The 17999-nt window shown below is 68.6% G+C and carries 11 protein-coding genes; 8 read left to right on the forward strand and 3 right to left on the reverse strand.

Translation table 11 applies throughout. From position 1 onward, the window contains the following. Positions 1-34 precede the first annotated feature (34 nt). Positions 35-1915 carry an MFS transporter gene (locus tag ACIQ7H_RS11600; RefSeq protein ID WP_395791565.1) on the forward strand — a complete coding sequence of 627 codons (1881 nt, stop codon included), beginning with the start codon at positions 35-37 and terminating at the stop codon, positions 1913-1915. 23 nt (positions 1916-1938) lie between these two features. Here the strand turns inward: ACIQ7H_RS11600 and ACIQ7H_RS11605 are convergent, their stop codons facing one another. Next, positions 1939-3507: an amidase gene (locus ACIQ7H_RS11605; RefSeq protein ID WP_395791567.1), complete on the reverse strand. Its 1569-nt coding sequence runs from the start codon at positions 3505-3507 to the stop codon at positions 1939-1941. 218 nt (positions 3508-3725) lie between these two features. Between ACIQ7H_RS11605 and ACIQ7H_RS11610 the strand changes: the two genes are divergently transcribed. The 4 genes from ACIQ7H_RS11610 to ACIQ7H_RS11625 all read left to right on the forward strand — a co-directional run bounded on the left by ACIQ7H_RS11610 (position 3726) and on the right by ACIQ7H_RS11625 (position 10303). After that, positions 3726-5864: an FAD-dependent oxidoreductase gene (locus tag ACIQ7H_RS11610; protein WP_395791569.1), complete on the forward strand. Its 2139-nt coding sequence runs from the start codon at positions 3726-3728 to the stop codon at positions 5862-5864. A 151-nt stretch (positions 5865-6015) separates the two neighbouring features. Further along, positions 6016-6738, forward strand: coding sequence for a hypothetical protein (locus tag ACIQ7H_RS11615; protein ID WP_395791571.1), 723 nt, complete (start codon positions 6016-6018; stop codon positions 6736-6738). Positions 6739-6905: 167 nt separating this feature from the next. Next, a complete protein-coding gene (locus ACIQ7H_RS11620; protein ID WP_395791573.1) occupies positions 6906-8126 on the forward strand; it encodes a hypothetical protein in 1221 nt (406 codons plus the stop codon). After that, on the forward strand, positions 8123-10303 hold the full coding sequence (locus tag ACIQ7H_RS11625; protein WP_395791575.1) for a hypothetical protein: 2181 nt from the start codon (positions 8123-8125) through the stop codon (positions 10301-10303). The genes ACIQ7H_RS11620 and ACIQ7H_RS11625 overlap by 4 nt, the downstream gene beginning before the upstream one ends. Positions 10304-10331: 28 nt before the next feature. Here ACIQ7H_RS11625 and ACIQ7H_RS11630 read toward each other — a convergent pair whose 3' ends face one another. Continuing rightward, positions 10332-12479 carry an alkaline phosphatase D family protein gene (locus tag ACIQ7H_RS11630; protein ID WP_395791577.1) on the reverse strand — a complete coding sequence of 716 codons (2148 nt, stop codon included), beginning with the start codon at positions 12477-12479 and terminating at the stop codon, positions 10332-10334. Positions 12480-12612: 133 nt separating this feature from the next. On the opposite strand from ACIQ7H_RS11630, the gene ACIQ7H_RS11635 reads away from it, so the two are divergent. Further along, on the forward strand, positions 12613-14970 hold the full coding sequence (locus tag ACIQ7H_RS11635; RefSeq protein WP_395791579.1) for a TonB-dependent receptor: 2358 nt from the start codon (positions 12613-12615) through the stop codon (positions 14968-14970). Between the two features lie 215 nt (positions 14971-15185). Continuing rightward, positions 15186-16469: a substrate-binding domain-containing protein gene (locus ACIQ7H_RS11640; protein WP_395791581.1), complete on the forward strand. Its 1284-nt coding sequence runs from the start codon at positions 15186-15188 to the stop codon at positions 16467-16469. A gap of 43 nt (positions 16470-16512) precedes the next feature. Here the strand turns inward: ACIQ7H_RS11640 and ACIQ7H_RS11645 are convergent, their stop codons facing one another. After that, on the reverse strand, positions 16513-17361 hold the full coding sequence (locus tag ACIQ7H_RS11645) for a hypothetical protein (protein WP_395791583.1): 849 nt from the start codon (positions 17359-17361) through the stop codon (positions 16513-16515). Positions 17362-17864: 503 nt separating this feature from the next. On the opposite strand from ACIQ7H_RS11645, the gene ACIQ7H_RS11650 reads away from it, so the two are divergent. Further along, positions 17865-17999 (forward strand): YybH family protein (locus ACIQ7H_RS11650; RefSeq protein ID WP_395791591.1); only part of this gene is annotated, 135 nt, incomplete at its 3' end.

The following is a 17999-nucleotide window of genomic DNA, read 5'->3' on the forward strand; positions in this document are numbered from 1 at the left end:
CACACTCCGCGGCACTTCCGACCAAGGTCGCTCAATGTCCCACAGCTCGCAATTCGCTCTGCTGGCCCAGCGCCGTTTCCTGCCGTTTTTCCTGACCCAGGCGCTGGGGGCATTCAACGACAACCTGTTCCGCAACGCCCTGATCGGCCTGGTCATCTATCGGGTCGGCACCGGTCAGGAACAAAGCCTGCTGTACTCGAACATCGCCGCGGCGCTGTTCATCCTGCCCTTCTTCCTGTTCTCCGCCAGCGCCGGCCAGCTTGCCGAGAAGTTCGAGAAGTCACGCCTGATCCGGCTGATCAAGTTCGCCGAGATCCTTATCATGATTGCCGCCGCCGTGGGCTTCGCACTCGGCTCCGTCGAACTCCTGCTCGGCGTGCTGTTCCTGATGGGCGCGCAGTCGGCGTTCTTCGGCCCGCTCAAGTACTCGCTGATGCCACAGCATCTGAAACCCTGGGAACTGGTGGGCGGCAACGCCTGGGTGGAGGCCGCGACTTTCATGGCCATCCTGCTCGGGTTCCTGGCGGGCGGCCCACTGATGCAGCTGCAGAACGCGGAACTGTGGGTGTCGGTCTGCGTGATCGGCTTGGCCGTGTTGGGCTGGCTGGTCAGTCTCGCGATTCCGCCCGCGCCGCCGACCGCGCCCGAGCTCAAATTCAACTGGAACGCAGTATCGGAGATTGGCCACACGCTCGGCATTCTGCGCGGCCGCACCGCGGTGCTGAACTCGGTGCTCGGCATCAGCTGGTTCTGGTTCTACGGCTCGCTGGTACTGGCCCAACTGCCGGTCTATGCGCGCGACGTGCTGGGTGGCGAAGCAGCGGTGATGTCGGTCCTGCTGGCGGTGTTCGCGGCGGGCATCGGGGTGGGTTCGCTGCTGTGCGAGAAGCTGTCCGGCCACAAGATCGAGATCGGCCTGGTGCCGCTGGGCGCGATCGGCCTGTCAGTGTTCGGCATCGACCTCTACTTCGCTCAACCCACCGATGTCGGCGCGCTGGGGCTGTCGGTCAGCGAGGTGTTCGGTCAGCCAGGCCGCTGGCGGGTGCTGATGGACCTGGCCCTGATCGGCCTGTTCGGCGGGTTCTTCATCGTGCCGCTGTTCGCCCTGATCCAGTCGCGCACGCCGTGGGATGAAGTCTCACGAGTCATCGCTGCCAACAACATCCTCAACGCGATCTTCATGGTGCTGGCAGCCGTGCTGGCGATCGGCCTTTCCGCGCTGGGCATGAACATTCCAGAGATCCTGCTGGTCACCGCCCTGCTGAACGCGGTGGTCGCGATCCACATCTTCCGGCTGGTGCCGGAATTCCTGATGCGCTTCATGAGTTGGCTGGTGATCAGCGTGCTGTACCGGATCCGCGTCCGCGGCGCCGAGCACGTGCCCGACGAGGGCGCGGCGCTGGTAGTGTGCAACCACGTCAGCTTCATGGACGCGCTGCTGATCTCGGCCTGTGTGCGTAGGCCGATCCGCTTCGTCATGTACTACAAGATCTTCAACATTCCAGTGATGAGCTGGGTGTTCCGCACCGCCAAGGCGATCCCTATTGCCGGCGGAAAAGAAGACCCGGCGCTGATGGAGCGGGCCTTCGCCGAGATCGATGCCGCGCTGGCCCGCGGCGAGCTGGTCGGCATCTTTCCCGAGGGCCAGATCACCCGCGATGGCGCGATCAACCCGTTTCGTTCGGGCGTTGAACGCATCCTCGCGGGCCAGCCGGTGCCGGTGATCCCGATGGCCCTGCGCGGCATGTGGGGCAGCCTGTTCAGCCGCCGTGACTCGGCGCTGCGGCGGATGCGCCTGCCGCGCCGATTCCGCGCCCGCGTCGAGCTCGCGATCGATTCGCCGGTGCCGGCTGCGCAGGCCAGCGCCGAGCAGCTGCAGGCCCAGGTGCAGGCGCTGCGCGGCGACATGGCCTGAGTGGCGGTGCGTGGAGCCTCCGCTCACTGCGGCCCGGCCGGCAGCCCGGCCGCGTAGCGCGGCGGTTGACGCAGGCGCGTGGCCTGTTCGAAGGCGTACGCATAGCCGATGAGCTTGGCCTCGCTGTAGCGCGCGCCGAAGAAGTTGATGCCGACCGGCAGGCCGTGCACCAGCCCCATCGGCACGCTGATGTTCGGGTAGCCGCTGATCGCCGCCATGCCCGAGCTGCCGCCGCCGAAGGCATCGCCATTGACCCAATCGACCGGCCAGGCCGGTCCGTTGCTCGGTGCGATCAGTGCATCCAGCCGATGCTCGGCCATGGCCTTGTCGATGCCCTCCGGCCCGGCCAGGCGGCGGGCGTCGGCCTGCGCCTTCTGGTAGTCCACATCGGCTCTGCCGCCGCTGGCCGCAGCCTGTTCCAGCAGCTGCTGACCGAACCAGGGCAGCACGCGCTCGGCGTTGGCGACGTTGAAAGCGATCACCGCATCGAGGTCGGTCGCCGGCACGCCGCTGCGGGTGGCGAGGTAGGCGTTGAGGTCGTCCTTGAACTCGTGCACCAACACGGTGAACTCGTTGCGCGCGGCCTCGGCGCGGGTCGGCAGTTCAATGCCTTCAACGATCTCGACACCGGCCGCGCGCAGGGCCTCGACGGCGGCATCGAAGCGCTGGTCAACGCCGGCGTGGAAACCCGCCAGCTGCCGCACCACGCCGATCCGCGCGCCTTTGAGTGCCTGCGGATCGAGTGCGGCCACATAGTCCGCCGTGTGCTCGGCGACGTCTGCCGTGGCGCGGTCGCGCGGGTCGGCACCGACCAGGGCCTGCAGCAGCAGGGCCGCATCGGCGACGCTGCGCGCCATCGGCCCGGCGGTGTCCTGGCTGCCGCTGATCGGCACGATGCCGGCGCGGCTGACCAGGCCGATGCTCGGCTTGATCCCGACCAGGCCATTGATCGCCGCCGGGCAGATGATGCTGCCGTCGGTCTCGGTGCCGATCGCGGCGCCCGCCAGGCTGGCCGCGGCCGCGACGCCACTGCCTGAGCTGGAGCCGCAGGGCGTGCGGTCCAGCGCATACGGGTTACGGGTCTGGCCACCGCGGCTGCTCCAGCCGCTGCTGCTGCGGCGCCCGCGGAAGTTGGCCCACTCGCTCAGATTGGTCTTGCCCAGAATCACCGCGCCAGCCGCGCGCAGGCGCGCGGCAACGCTCGAATCCTGCGCTGCCGGTTCGCCGAGCAGGGCCAGCGAGCCGGCCGAGGTCTGCATCCGGTCGCCGGTGTCGATGTTGTCCTTCAGCAGGATCGGAATCCCGTGCAGCGGGCCGCGCAGGGTCCCGGCCGCGCGTTCGGCATCCAGCGTGGCCGCGATCGCGAGCGCCTCCGGATTGAGCTCGATCACCGCATTCAGGCGCGGCCCCGCGCGGTCGAGGCGTTCGATCCGTTCGAGGTAGGCGCGTACCAGATCCTGCGAACTCGCAGTACCTTCCGCCTGCGCTGCAGCGAGCTCAGCGAGGCTGGCCTCTTCGACTGCGAACTCGGCGCGCACCGCCGCCGGCAGCACGGCCAGCAGCCCCAGCAGCAATCCGGTGACAAGGCGCATGTGCAGCTCCCGGGTGATTGGAACGGTGATCGTGGATCCCGCCCCGACAGCGTGGAAGTGACGGATGGCATGCCGGCTGCGCTGGCCTTCGCTTGGCGGCCGCTTGTCTGTGGCCGGGTTGCCGCGCCGCACCGATGCAATCGTTTCGCTCGCTACGCACCTCTGAAGCGGGCCACACTCGCGGCTTCCCGCTCGCTCACTTCGGCTGACCATCGCCCATGAAGACATTTGCCCGTCTCGCCCTGGTTCTCGCGATCGCCCTGCTGCTGGTCTGGGCCTGGCGCAGCGGTCTGCTCGCCACGCTCGATTTTGCGACGCTGAAGTCGCGCCAGGCCGAGTTCGCCGGCTGGGTCGATGCCCACTGGCTGCTGGCCCTGACCGGATTCTTCGGCGCCTATGTGCTGGTCACGGCGGCCTCGATCCCCGGTGCCGCGGTGATGACGCTGGCGGCCGGCGCGCTGTTCGGGCTGGGCTGGGGCGTACTGCTGGTGTCATTCGCGAGCTCGCTCGGCGCCAGCCTGGCCTTTCTGACTGCGCGCTTTCTGTTTCGCGAGGCCATCACCCGACGCTATGGCGAGCGCTTGAAGGCCTTCGATGCCGGCGTGCAGCGTGACGGCGCGTTCTATCTGCTCAGCCTGCGCCTGCTGCCGCTGTTTCCGTTCTTCGTGGTGAACCTGGTCAGCGGCCTGACCTCGCTGCGGCTGTGGACCTACTACTGGGTCAGCCAGCTCGGCATGCTGCCGGCGACGGTGGTGTACGTGTACGCCGGCACCCAGCTGGCCAGCATCGAATCACCGCGGGACATCGTCTCGCCGGGTCTGCTGCTGGCCTTTGTCGCAATCGGCCTGCTGCCGCTGCTGCTGAAGGCGGTGCTGGCCTGGCTGCAGGCGCGCCGCGTGTATGCCGGCTTCAAGCGGCCAGCCCGGTTCGACTACAACCTGATCGCGATCGGCGCCGGCTCGGCCGGCCTGGTGACGGCCTACATCGGCGCTGCGGTGAAAGCCAAGGTCGCCCTGATCGAGAAGCACCGCATGGGCGGCGATTGCCTGAACACCGGCTGCGTGCCCAGCAAGGCGCTGATCCGCAGCGCGCGCCTGTCGGCCGAGGCCCGACACAGCGCGAACCTCGGCATCCGCTCGATGTCGGCCGAGTTCGATTTCGCTGAGGTGATGCAGCGCGTGCAGCGGGTGATCAGCCAGATCGAGCCGCACGATTCGGTCGAGCGCTACACCGGGCTTGGGGTCGAGGTGATCGAGGGCGAGGCCAAATTGGTCAGCCCCTGGGAAGTCGAGGTCGGCGGCCGTCGATTGAGTGCGCGCAGCCTGGTGATCGCGACCGGCGCGCGCCCGCTGGTGCCGGACATTCCGGGCTTGAACGATCTCGACTACCTCACCAGCGATTCGGTGTGGGGCCTGCGTGCGCTGCCGCAGCGTCTGCTGGTGCTGGGCGGCGGGCCGATCGGCTGCGAGCTGGCGCAGTGCTTCGCCCGCTTCGGCGCGCAGGTGCGGATCGTCGAAATGTCGCCGCGCCTGCTGCCGCGCGAAGACGCCGATGCGGCACTGGCGCTGTCCAGCACCCTGGCCGATGAGGGCGTCCAGATCGCCACCGCGCATCGCGCGCTGCGCTTCGAGAAACTTGCCGAGGGCGGCGGACGCCTGCACTGCGAGGGCCCCGATGGCGCGGTCAGCTTCGATTTCGATCGCGTGCTGTTGGCGCTGGGGCGCAGCCCGAACACCGAGGGCTTCGGCCTGCGCGAGCTCGGCGTCGAGCTCGGCCCGCGCGGCCACATCGCCGCCGACCCGCTGCTGCGCACCAACTTCCCCAACATCCTGGTGGCCGGCGATGTCACCGGGCCCTACCAGTTCACCCACGTCGCCGCGCATCAGGCCTGGTACGCGGCGGTCAACGGTCTGCTGGCGCCGTTCTGGAGCTACAAGGTCGACTACCGGGTGATTCCGTGGGTGACCTTCACCGACCCCGAAGTCGCCCGCGTTGGCCTGTCCGAGGACGAAGCCAAGGCCCAGGGCATCGCGGTGGAAGTGACCCGCTACGGCATCGACGATCTTGATCGTGCAATCGCTGATGGCAACGACCATGGCTACGTGAAAGTGCTGACCGCGCCGGGCAGTGACCGCATCGTCGGCGCCTGCATCGTCGGCGCCCACGCCGGCGAGCTGCTGCCGGAGTTCGTGCTGGCGATGAAATACGGATTGGGCATGAACAAACTGCTCGGCACCATCCACGTCTACCCGACCATGAGCGAGGCCAACAAATACGCCGCGGGCGTGTGGAAGCGCGCGCATGCACCGGCCACCGCGCTGAGGTGGGCCGAGCGCTTCTTCGCCTGGCGGCGCTGAGCCAAGCGCCGCGGGCGCGGTTGACAGGCCGTCAAGCGCTGCGCTGGACACCTTCACGATTCCTCGCTGCGGATGAGAACCCGACACTGCCGCCCTCGCCGCGCTCTGCGGCATCGCGCAGGCCGGCGTTTCCGGCACAGGGGATTCGAGCATGCAGTACTGGAAAGATGTCGACGGCGACAGCGCGCAGCTGCTGCTGGTGAGCAACGAGGCGGTCTACGCCGAAACCTACAAGGGCAGCCTGATCGAGGCCCAGATCAGCCGCCTGCAGGCCGGTGAGTCGCCGGCACAGGTGTTCGGCGACAAGGCCACCCACGTGGTGCTGCGCGGGGTGAAGCGGGTGCAGCAGAGCAGCGGCGACAGCGACATCGACTTCGAAGTCGGCGAAGGCAAGGAAGCCAAGACCGAATCGCTGACGATCGAGGATGCCGGCGTGCGCGATGCCGTGTTCGGCGCGGTCGAACAGGCCACCCAGGGGCGCTTCCGCCGCTATGAGGACACCTACAGCAAGGCGCGCGCAGCGTTTGCCTCCGCCCTGACCTTCAGCCTGCTGGCGATGGGCACCGCGATCGCCTTCAATGCCGCCACCGCGATCCGCGCCGCCGAAGAGATCGAGATCACCGGCCGCAAGAAGGGTCTCAAGCAGATGGCGGTGTGGGTGCTGGATACGCTGGGCCCCTGGGGCGTCAGCATCATCGGCGGCCTGCTGTGCGCGCTGGCCCTGTTCGTGCTGATCCAGCGCGTGCAGGCGCCGCCGCACCTGCAGATGCTGCAGTCCAAGCCCTACCGCCCACAGGGCCCGATCATCACCGGCATCAAGTACGCGCTGCTGGCGGCGCTGTGGGTGGTGCTGGGGCCGGGTTTGTTTGGTTAGAGCGCCGCTGGCGCTCTACGGGAATGGGGAGTCGGGAATGGGGAATCGGTAGAGCAGGAGGTGGCGGTCCCGGTTGGCGCAGTCCATTCCTGACGATTCTCCACTCCCGATTCCCCATTCCCGGGCCGGACCCTTACCCTTCACAGCCCCACTGCGATCACCGGCCCATGCCCCCCACCTTCGCCACCCTGTTGGCCCAGTTCATGCGGCGGATCCGTGCCAGTGCGGCCGGTGTGGCCAGCGAGATCGGCTTGAGCCGGGAGGCGGTGAACAACTGGCGCAATGGTGATGCGCTGCCGGGGCGCAAGCACCGTGATCGGGTGTTGGCCTGCGCGCGCTATCTGCGCCTGACTGAGGTCGAGACCAACCGCCTGCTGCGTGCGGCCGAGTTCGAGCCGGAGTTTCCGGCCGAGGCCGAGGCGCCGGCAGAATCCGTGCCGACTGACGCGGCGCCGGCCAGCGTGGTGCAGGTGTTCGATCGCCTGCAGGGGCTGAAGCCGTATCCGATCCTGATGCTGCTGTGCCCGGCGCACCTCGGCCAGCCGCCGGAGCGCTCAGCGATCCTGGCCGAGGCGCAGCGGCGCTTCGGTGTCGACTGCGTGCTGCATCTCCAGCCGCCCTACAGCCTGTCCGCCGAGCCCGCCGCCTACTTCGCTGCGCTGGCCGCGCAGTGCGGTCTGGACGGGGTGGATTCGGATTTCGCGTTCGAGTCGGCGCTGGCGCGGCGGCTGTCGGCGCAGCGTCCGCTGTTCGTGCTGGTCAGCCGCTTCGAGCAGGGCGACCCGCAGCAGCGTGAGGTGCTGGCCGGCATCCTGCGCAGCCTGAGCGAGATGCACAGCGGCCGGCTGTTCCTGCTGATCTGCGGCGGCGCGGCTCTGGCGGATCTCAAGTACCAGGGCGGCGATCTGTCCCTGCTCAATATCGCCACCTCCGAGCGCTGGCCGGAACTTGCCGCCGCCGACCTGCTGCCGCAGGCGCAGCGGCGGGGTCTGGATGGCGATGCCGCCGCGCGCGCGCTGCGCTTGAGCGGCGGCCACCCGCTGCTGGCCGAGGCCGCGCTGGATCGGCTGGCCGCCGATGCCGACAGCAGCGACGACGCCCACATCGACGCGCTCAGCGGGTTTGATCCGCTGTGGCAGAGCCTGCTGCCCCTGCTGTCGACTGCGTCGGCGCGGGCCGCCATCAGCGGCTGGTTGGGCGCACTGCGGATCGGCCCGGCGCGGCCGTATCTGCTCGATCCGCTGCTGCGCGGCCTGTACTGGGCCAACCTGTTGTGCGAGCGCACTGAGGCCGACGGCCGCTGGCTGCAGTGGCGCTGCGAGGCCATTCGCCGCGCCGGCCAGCAGCTCCTGGCCAGCAGCGATACACGAAGCGAACCCCGCGCATGAGCCGCGGCTTCAGGCTGAGCCGGCCGCCGACCTGGCGCGTGCTGCTGCTGGCGGGTCTGGTCTGGCTGCTCGGCACGGCCCTGTTCGCGCCCGGCCTGAATCCGCTGACGCGCTGGGTGTTTCCGGCCGATATCGAAGTGCGCTCGATGCTCGGCCTGTTCTGGCAGCAGGCTGCGATGGCCCGCGCCGATGCCGCCGACTTCTGGGACGACCACAAGGCATGGCCAGAGAACGCGCGCGCGCTGTATCGGCCTGACGACAACGGCCTGATCGCGCTCGACATGCCGACCGAATTCGTTCTGCGCTACACCTTCACCAAAGGCTTTCCGACCGATTCCGGGCTGCGCGATACGCGGGTCGAGCTGCGCTTCGATCCCGCCAGCCGAAACTGGAGCTGCCGCCCCGGCACACCGGCGCCGCCGAGCACCTTCCTGCCCAGCGACTGCCGGCCGACGCTGGAGTCGAGCGTACCGACGTGGCTGCTGTCAGCGCTGCTGATCGCGGTGCTGGTGCTTATCGCTCTGCTGCTGTGGCTGGGCCTGTTCGATCCGCGCCAGCGTGCGCTGCGTCTGCTGCCCAGGAGACTGCGCCGACAGCCGGTGCGACAGCTGTCGGCGCTGGATCGTCAGCTGCGTCTGCTGCGCCGGCGCGAGGCCGCCCTGCAGGCCGCCGAGATCGCGCCCGAAGACTGGCGTGAAGCGCTGCGTTTCGGCACCGCCACGCCGGCCGAACAGGCACAGGCGCTGGCGCTGCGGATTGGCGCACGCAGCCTGCCCAGCAGCGGCTGGTCGTTGCCGGGCGAGGTGTTCGAGTGGCAGCTGCCGAACAGCCTGCCGCTGGCGCTGGAGCGGGCCCTGCTGTATCTGCCGCCGGCCACGCTGCCGGCGCGCGATCTGGTGCGTCATCTGCGCGGCGTGTCGACCGGCCAGGACGTGCTGCTGGTGCTCAGCCCCGATCCGCGCAGCGACGCCGCCCTGCTCGCCTACAGCTCGGACCCGGCGAACCTGTGCGTCGGCTTTGATCAGTCCTCGATCAGCGAATGGCTGCTGCATCCGGCCCCGCACGAGCCACTGCTGGGGCAGCTGGCGCGGCAGCTCAAGATCACCCGCATCTCGCCCTACCAGACCCGCGGCGGTGTGACCCGGCCGGGCGGGTTCTTCGGCCGCACCCAGCTGCTGGCCCAGGTGCTGAACCGTGAGCCCGGCAACTATCTGCTGGTGGGAGGGCGCCAGCTCGGCAAGACCAGCCTGATGAAGGCGATCGAGCGCCGCTTCGACGAGCACCCGCGCGTGCAGTGCCTGTACTTCAGCCTGCGCGACCACCGCCTCGGTGCGCGCCTGGCCGCCGAGCTCGAACTGCCGTTGGACACGGGCCTCGATGTCTCGCTGCGCGCGCTCGCTGCACGTGCAGGCCAGCGACGCCTGCTGCTGTTGCTGGACGAGACCGACCTGTTCCTGCGCGAGGACGCGCGCGCCGGCTACGCCCAGCTGGCCAGCCTGCGCGCGCTGAGCGAGGAGGGCGTCTGCCATTTCATGCTGGCCGGGTTCTGGGATCTGTACGAGGCCACCTCGCTCGATTTCGCCTCGCCGATCCGCAACTTCGGCGAAGTGATCCGGCTCGGCGCACTCGAAGCCGAGGCCTGCGCCGCGCTCGCCACCGAGCCGCTGCGCCGACTGGGCATCAGCTTCGAATCGCCGGCCTTGGTGGCTCAGCTGGTGAACGAATGCGGCCAGCGCGCCAACCTGGTGGCGATGGTCTGCCAGTACGGTCTGGAGCAGCTCGAGCGCGGCGAGCGGGTGATCAGCGCGGCCACGGTCGAACGCGCGCTCGACTCGGACAGCATCGCCGATGCGCTCGGCGGTTGGTCGCGGCTGAGCCCGGACCCGGCCGCCTGCGCGCTTGACCGCAGCCTGGTCTATCGCGTCGCCCAGCAACACCTGCAGGCGCAGCCGCCGCTGACCATGGCGCAGTGGTTGGCCGAACTCGACGCCGCCGGCGTGCGTACCGAACCCGAAGCCGTGCGCCGCAGCTTCGCCCGCCTGCAGCTCGCATGGGTACTGCTGCGCGAGGACAGCGGCGAAGGCTGGCGCTTCGCGGTGCCGGTGCAGGCGCGCCAGTTCCACCCCGGCGAAGTCGACGCCCTGCTGGGCCGCGAGCTGCAGGGGCTGGCGGCGTAGCAGCGCGCTGTGCTGGGCGCTGCCGAAGCTAGCTCTGCGGCGACACCACCAGCTGACGCTGCGCCGCGCTGACGCTGAACCCGGTGCGCGAGCGCTGCGGCGCCAGCGCCTGCGGCGATTCGTAGTGGCGGTTCCGACAGGCCTCGGCCGGCAGGCTGAGGATCTGCGCGTTCAGCGAATCCATATTCGCTTCGATCAGGGTCACGCCGTGCACGCGGGTACGCGCGTGTTGCACCCGCGGATCGCCGTGGACGATCAGCGCATCCAGCCGCTCCACCATGCGCCGGCCGACCGCGGCGGTGTTCGGGTCCTTCTCGACTTCGCTGGCGAGAATGTCGGCCAGCGTGGTCGAGGACACCGCCGGCGTGGTGAACTCGACCGTGCGCTCGGCGTGCTGGGTTGCGAACGCGGCGTGGATATCGCCCGACAGCAGCACCGCGCCACCGGCCGCTTCAAAGGCTTCGATCAGCTGCTGCCGGGCCTGCGGAAAGCCGTCCCAGTGATCGACATTGAGCAGAAATCGCCGCGCCAACAGGGCCGGCGCGCCGAGTTCGGGCAGGGCCAGATCGAGCTCGATCGGGGTGAACGAGATCGAGCTGGCGACGGTCTTCCACACCGCATCGGACTCGCGCAGACGACGCAGCAGCCAGTCGCTCTGCGCTGCCGACAGCGGTGACTGTGCGGCCTGCGCATGCCGCAGTGCCGCCAGTGCCTGCCACGGCGCCTGCAATACGAAGTAGCGCGCGCCGACGCTGCTGAACAGGGCGGTCTTGCCGAGGCTGGCCCAGGCCAGGCCGCGTCCCACGGCTGCCGACGCCTCGGGCACGGCGACCTGCATCGCCGCCGGCAGGTTCGCATTCCAGCGCGTCAGCAGCGCTGCCAGCACCGGCAACGCGATCCGCCCGCGCGCCGCCGCGGCCGCGCGCCGTGCGGCCTCCTCGCTGCTGCAGCCTTCGGCGGTGTAAGCCGCACTGAGCAGACCGTTCAGGGCCGGACGCAATGGCGCGTGCTCGGCGGCGTCGAGATCGATGTACGGCAGCAGCGCGGCCAACACCGGCTCGGGATCGATCCCGAGCGTCGGCAGCTGCGCCCGCAATTCGGCCTCGGTGTAGAGCACCTCGCCAGGGAAGGCGTCCTCCGGCACCAGGTGATCCGGGCGTTCGCTGCGGGTGTCGATCAGGCTGAGGTCGAACACGCGGCCGAAGCGCAGGCCGCGGTACATGCGCAGGGCCGGGAACAGTGCGGTCTGTGGCAGATACGGGTCGCTCGCCGGCAAGCTCAAGTCGGGGTCGACCGGCATGTACTCGCAGTAGGCCTGCTCGCTGTGCTGGCGACGCGCGCGGTCGCGTTCGTCGCTGCGGCCGTCGTGGTGGGTGGCCACGTCCTGCCAGCAGTCGTCGGCGAATTCGTGGTCGTCCCAGATCGCTACCAGCGGCGCGCGTTCCAGCAGCTGCTGCAGTACGGGATCGGTGCGCACCGTGCGATGCAGCTGTCGGTAGTTGTCGAGGCTGCGCGCGGCGTAGTACGGGCGCTCGGCACTGCCGAGCTTGAGCGCGCCGTCGAGGTCGTCGAACACGATCCGGCGCTCGGCGCTGTCGCTCTGGAACTGCGGATCGCCAGCGGTCTCGTAGATGAAATCACCGACATGCAGGATGAAGTCGAGCTCCTGATCGAGCAGCGGCAGCAGGCTGTTGTACCAACGCCCGCCATAGTCCTGGCAGCTCAGCAGCGCGAACCGCAGCGGCGTCGTGCTGTCAGCCGCCGGCGCACTGCGCGTGCGTCCCACCGGCGAGCTGCGCCAGCCTTCGACGGTCTCGACGAGGAAGCGGTAGTACAGCGTTTGCGCCGGGCGCAGCCCGGTCAGGCGGACGCGCACGCAGCCGTCGTGACGGGCCTCGGCGCTCAGCCACTGCTGGCCGCTGAGCTCAGCGAAATCCGTGCGTTCCGACAGCTGCAGCAGGAGAGGTGTGGAGGCGTCCGCGCTGTGCAGTCGTGTCCACAGCAGCACGGCATCCGGGCGTGGATCACCCGATGCCACCGACTGCGGAAAGCGGCTGCGGTCGACCTCGACGGCACCGCGCGGCGCCGCGGCGCGAGCGCTGCAGGCGCTCAGGCCAAGAGCAGCCAGGCTCAGGCTGGTGGTTACCAGAAACTGGCGGCGCGACAGCTGCGACATCGGTGAAACTCCGGCACAAGGAGCGCAGGAGTAAAGCCGCTGGCGATGACCATACCGTGACGCATTGCTTTCATGCTGCTGCCATCTGCCGCTGGAAACCTTACGGGCTCCCCACGTTCGCAGGTGTGTTCCCATGTCCTTCGCCGTTCCGCAGCGCTCCGCGCTCGCGCTTGCTCTTGCCAGCGCTTTTGTCAGCGTCCTGGCCAGCCCTGCTGTTGCCGCCGATGACGCCAGTGTCGATGCGGTTGCGCTTGACCGCATCGTGGTCACCGCGCAGAAGCGCGAGCAGCAGGTGCAGGAAGTGCCGATCGCGATCACCGCGCTCTCGGGCGAGTTTCTCGATCAGCTGAACATCTCCAACTTCGCCGACATCAATGGCTATGTGCCGGGCCTGCAGACCCAGGTTCAAAGCCCCAATAATCCGGGCTTCGTGATCCGCGGCATCACCTCCGACAGCGGCGACTCGCAGATCGAGCCGCGCGTGTCGGTGTTCCAGGACGGCGTCTCGATCAGCCGCTCGCGCGGCGCGGTGGTAGAGTTCTTCGATCTGGAGCGGATCGAGGTGCTGCGCGGCCCGCAGGGCACTCTGTTCGGGCGCGGCGCGCAGATCGGTGCGGTGCATCTGATCCAGAACAAGGCCCGCAACGAGACCTCTGCCCACGCCAGCTTCGGCCTCGGCAACTACTCCGAAAGTGCCTTCGATGCCCACGTCAACACGCCGCTGGTGGACGACGTGCTGTACCTGCGCGTGGCCGGTTTCCACAACAAGCGCGACGGCTTCATCGACAACCTCGCCGGTGGCGATCTGAACGGTCGCGACACCCAGGCGCTGCGCCTCAGCCTCGGCCTGGATCTGGGCGAGCGCTCGCGGATGGACCTGATCGTCAACCACCAGAACGACACCCCGCCCGGCACTGCCTTCCGCAGTGGCCTGATCCCCACCCGCCAGGGCAGCACCGAGCTGTACCGCAGCGCGGCCGACCTCAATCGCGGCGAGGAGCTGGGGCTGGATCGCCAGGTCAATGGCGCGACCCTGCTCGGTGATTTCGCACTCAGCGAGACCTTTTCGCTGGCCAGCATCACCGGTTGGCGCGAGTTCAACTCCAACGAGGAATTCGATGGCGACGGTTCGCAGGTCAATGTGCTGGAGTTCGCCGAAGCCGCCGAGGGCCGCCAGTTCAGCCAAGAGCTGCGGCTGAACTTCGATGCCGGCGGCGCGTTCCGCGGTTTCACCGGGCTGGCCTGGTTCGATGAGAGCGGCAGCCAGCGGGTGCCGTTCGCCACCGACGAGCGCAGCCTGTACGCGCTGCTGTCGCCGATTCTGAGCCCGGCCACCGGCGGCGCGCTGCCGGTGGTGCCCCTGCTCAATCCCGATGGCACGCCGAACCTGACCAATGTGCCGCGCGGCCTGCCGGGCCTGGCGCCCGGGCTGCCGGCCTTCATCCCGCTGAAGCCGCTGCACCGCGAGGAGTACGCGAATTTCGGTGCGGTCGAAGCACTGGAGTTCTTCGCCGATGGCACCTGGCGGCTCGGCGAGCGCGCAGAGCTGACCCTGGGCCTGCGCGCCACCCGCGAGGATGTGAGCAACGCCTACGAGGCGCTGTATTTCGGCAGCCCCAGTGGCCTCGGCCAGCTGCTGCCCAGCCCGGCCGCGCCGGCCTATCCGAACGTGCTGTTCCGGCCGACTCAGGGCCGCGTCAGCGCCAGCGAAAGCTACGACTCGGCGGTCGGCCGCGCGGTGCTCGCGTACCGCCTCAGCGATACCTTGAATGGTTACGCCAGCGTCGCACGCGGGCGCCGCCCGGACGTGCTGCAGGTCGACGGCGGCGGCGCCGAGGAGATCCCCGCCGAGATCGTGATGAGCTACGAGGTCGGCCTCAAAGGCGAGCTGGCGGAGGGCCGCTTTCTGTACGACCTGGCGGTGTTCCACTACGACTACAGCAACTTCCAGGCCTCGGTGCAGAACCCCAATCCGCCGCCATTCTTCATCACCACCAATGCCGGCAATGCCAGCGCCACCGGCATCGAGGCCAGCCTGAGCCATCGCTTCAGCGAGCAGCTGAGCGGCTTCCTCAACATCGGCTACATCGACGCCGCGTTTGACGATGTCGATGACAACGGCAACCCGCAGGCGCTGGCCGGCAATCGCTTCCGGCTGACCCCGAAATCGACCGTCGCGCTCGGCTTCAACTGGACCCTGCCGCTGCAGGACGGCGGTGAGCTGTATCTGCGGCCGAACTACAGCTGGCGCTCGCAGGTGTTTTTCGAGGATGCCAACCAGGCCGGCATCGAGCAGGACGCCTACGGCCTGCTGAACCTCACCGCCGGCTGGCAGATCAACCCGCACTGGGACGTGCAGCTGTACGCGCAGAACCTGGCTGACGAGGAGTACCTGATCGATGCCGGCAACACCGGTGCGGTGTTCGGCATCCCGACCTATGTGCCGGGCTCGCCGCGCTACTTCGGTGCGCGCGTGCGAGTGACCTGGTAAGCGCACTCCGCTTGGCACACTGCCGCCCGCCAGGGTCGCCATCGCGGCGCCCTGGCGTGGTCGCGGCAAGGTCAAATGCAAACTTTGGCGGCGCAGCCGACGGGTAACATTCGCGCGTCATATCGGTTTGTCAACCTTGTTGCTTTCGGCGGCCATCGCCGCAGAGGGCAGAACCGATGCAATCGAACACCTCAGCGCGCGGAAGTGGGTCCGCGATGCGTCGCAGCTGGGCCGTCGCACTCGGCTTGGGCCTGGGCCTGCTTGGCCTCGGCGGTGCAAACGCCGCCGATCTGCGCATCCACGGTTCCAACACCATCGGCGAGCGGCTGATGCCGGCCTTGGTCACGGCCTGGCTGGAAAGCGAAGGCGCAACCGGGCTGCAGCAGCAGCCGATCGCCCTCGACGAGCTGAAGCTGCTGGCGCGCCGCGACGGCGCGAACGTCGAGGTCGAACTGCACTCGCACGGCAGCTCAACCGGCATCGCCGGCCTGCTGGCCGGCCGCATCGATCTGGCGATGTCCTCACGCCCGCTCACCGCCAGCGAGGCCGCGCAGCTTGCTGGCGTCGAGGAAGGCGTGCTGGCGCTGGATGGGCTGGCCGTGATCGTGCCGAACTCGCAGACGCTGACCCAACTCGATCTCACCACCCTGCGACGTGTCTTCAGCGGCGAGCTGCGCGACTGGTCCGAACTCGGCGCGCGCGGCGGGCGAATCAGCCTTTACGCGCGCGACGAGCGCTCCGGCACCTGGGACACTTTTCGCAGCCTGGTGATGGGCGAGCGCACGCTCAGCACTGCCGCGCAGCGCTACGAAAGCACCGAGGCGCTCGCCGCCGCGGTGGCGGCCGATCCGAACGCGATCGGGTTTGTCGGCCTGTCGGGCCTGCGCGGCGTGCGCGCGCTGGCGATCAGCGACGGCGCCGACGCGCGCCAGCCCGAGATCGGTGAGGTGGCAGTCGAGGACTACGCCCTGTCGCGCCGGCTCTATCTCTATTTGCCGAGCGCCGCCGCACCGGCGGCGCAGCGGCTGCTCAAGTTCGCCCTGAGCGATGCCGGCCAGCGCATCGTCGAAGCCAATGGCTTTGTCTCGCAGCGGGTACGGCGCTACGCCTCGCCGCCGCAGGCCAGCTATCCGCAGGACTACCTCGATCTGGTCAACGGCGCACAGCGTCTGTCGCTGAACTTCCGCTTCGACGACGGCAGCGCCCGGCTCGACAGCAAGGCCGGCAGCGATCTGCTGCGCTTGGCCGAGTTCATGCGACGGCCCGACAACCGCAGCCGCGAGTTGATCCTGATTGGATTTTCCGATGCCAACGAAGTGGTCCCTGTGCAGGCCGAAGTGCTGAGCAACGACCGCGCCGACCACGTCGCTGACCGCATGGCCGAAGTCGGCCTGCTGCCGCGCCGCGTACGCGGCATGGGCGGCAGCGTGCTGCTGTCGGCCGACGACTCCGCGCGTGGCCGCGCACGCAATCGGCGGGTGGAGGTGTGGGTGCGGTGAGTGGGGGGCGCTGGTCACCCGCCGCCACGATCGACGGCGCGCGTCACCAACCTGCCGAATGCGCCGCGCGTGAACGGGCCGCGCCGAGGGCGATCAAGCCGAAGCCAATCGGCCAGAGCACGTCAATGGCCGAGCCACTTGCGTACCGATCGTGGAACACCAGGGCGCTGTAGCTCTGGTTGGCGAAGAAGAAGCTCGCAATACCCAACACGACGTACCACCACGAGCGCGCAATGCTGCCGCGACCGAAGCCAGAGGCAACCAGCAACGTGACCGACAACAGCAGGGGATCGGCTACCGAATAGGCGATCGAGACCAGTCGAATCGACCAGTCCCCGGACTGGATGCCAGCCAGGTTGATGTAGGTCGCCATGGCCGCCGCCGCCAGCAGCACCAGCGGTGCGGCCAGCATCGCCCAGAGCGGCGCGGCAAGTCCGGCGTCAAATCGAAATCGCAGCAGCGCCACGACAAACAGCGGCCCGATCATCAGAAAGCCGACGTCGGCGGGGGATGGGTAGGGCGTTTCCTGTCCACTGAGCAGGCCATAGAGCCAGAAGTACGACTGCCCCAAGGCCCAGGCCACGACCCCCGCCCCCATCAACAGCCAGACCTGACGTGCAGCGTTCCCCGCTGGAAACGAGCGCGAGGTTCTGAAGCAGAAGAACGCGGACACATAGGCGGCGAACAGCTGCACGCCATTGGAATAGCTGCTGCGAAGGTCTGCATCAATGCCGACAAGGTCGAGCGCGACGATCAACAGTGCAGCCAACAGCCAGAGAACGGTGAGCAACTTTTCAGCAGTGGACATAGCTTCCCCCATGCAAAACCGCGATTGAGATTCGGGATCGGAATCGCAGTCGGCGCCCCCGCAGCCCTTGGCCGTCGCTCGCACCGCAACCCCGGCTGACTATAACGGAGGCGACCACCCATCTTGTCGGCGTCCACGACCCGTGTTGAGCCCAGTTCGCTGCAGCGCTGCGCACACGTCCGAACCGGGCCTGGGTTCATCCCGCGGACTGTCCTGCTGAGCGTTGCGCAATCTGGCGGATCGCCGCTCGGAGCGAGTGCGTGTGGCTCCGCCCGGGTTCCGCTGCCGTGCCCTGCAACATGGACGGCCCGAACCAAAACGTAGGTCGTGCGGCCCCGAACTGCTCGGCCCCGTTTCAGCGTTCGAACTCATTGCACGCACCCGGCGCAACCCCGTCGCCCTTGTGCGCCCGGAACCTGCCGATAGATTCCCGACCTCTGGCGAGATCCCCCTCAACCCGATCGCGAACGCCGACCCGCGTTGATGACGTTTCGCCGCGCTCGCCTGCGCTTCCTCGTCGCATCGCGCGCGGTCGATGTAGCGTTTGCGCATGACGCGAGGACTCGAGACATCACGAAGGGGTACGCATGTCGCCGAAAGCGCTGGTCGAGGAATGGGTGCGGCGCTTCAACGCCGGTGATGTCGAGGGCCTAGCGCGTCTTTACGCGCCGGGGGCCGTCAATCATCAGGTGGTGATGGAGCCGCTGCGGGGGCGCGAGGCG

It is taken from the genome of Aquimonas sp., assembly GCF_044377145.1.
In the GTDB taxonomy this organism is placed as follows: domain Bacteria; phylum Pseudomonadota; class Gammaproteobacteria; order Xanthomonadales; family Xanthomonadaceae; genus Aquimonas.

Bases quoted from the DNA above. Each gene is read 5' to 3' on its own strand.
- ACIQ7H_RS11630 (WP_395791577.1), bottom strand. From the start codon at position 12,479: ATGTCGCAGCTGTCGCGCCGCCAGTTTCTGGTAACCACCAGCCTGAGC.
- ACIQ7H_RS11620 (WP_395791573.1), top strand. From the start codon at position 6,906: ATGCCCCCCACCTTCGCCACCCTGTTGGCCCAGTTCATGCGGCGGATC.
- ACIQ7H_RS11605 (WP_395791567.1), bottom strand. From the start codon at position 3,507: ATGCGCCTTGTCACCGGATTGCTGCTGGGGCTGCTGGCCGTGCTGCCG.
- ACIQ7H_RS11600 (WP_395791565.1), top strand. From the start codon at position 35: ATGTCCCACAGCTCGCAATTCGCTCTGCTGGCCCAGCGCCGTTTCCTG.
- ACIQ7H_RS11640 (WP_395791581.1), top strand. From the start codon at position 15,186: ATGCGTCGCAGCTGGGCCGTCGCACTCGGCTTGGGCCTGGGCCTGCTT.
- ACIQ7H_RS11635 (WP_395791579.1), top strand. From the start codon at position 12,613: ATGTCCTTCGCCGTTCCGCAGCGCTCCGCGCTCGCGCTTGCTCTTGCC.
- ACIQ7H_RS11615 (WP_395791571.1), top strand. From the start codon at position 6,016: ATGCAGTACTGGAAAGATGTCGACGGCGACAGCGCGCAGCTGCTGCTG.
- ACIQ7H_RS11625 (WP_395791575.1), top strand. From the start codon at position 8,123: ATGAGCCGCGGCTTCAGGCTGAGCCGGCCGCCGACCTGGCGCGTGCTG.
- ACIQ7H_RS11610 (WP_395791569.1), top strand. From the start codon at position 3,726: ATGAAGACATTTGCCCGTCTCGCCCTGGTTCTCGCGATCGCCCTGCTG.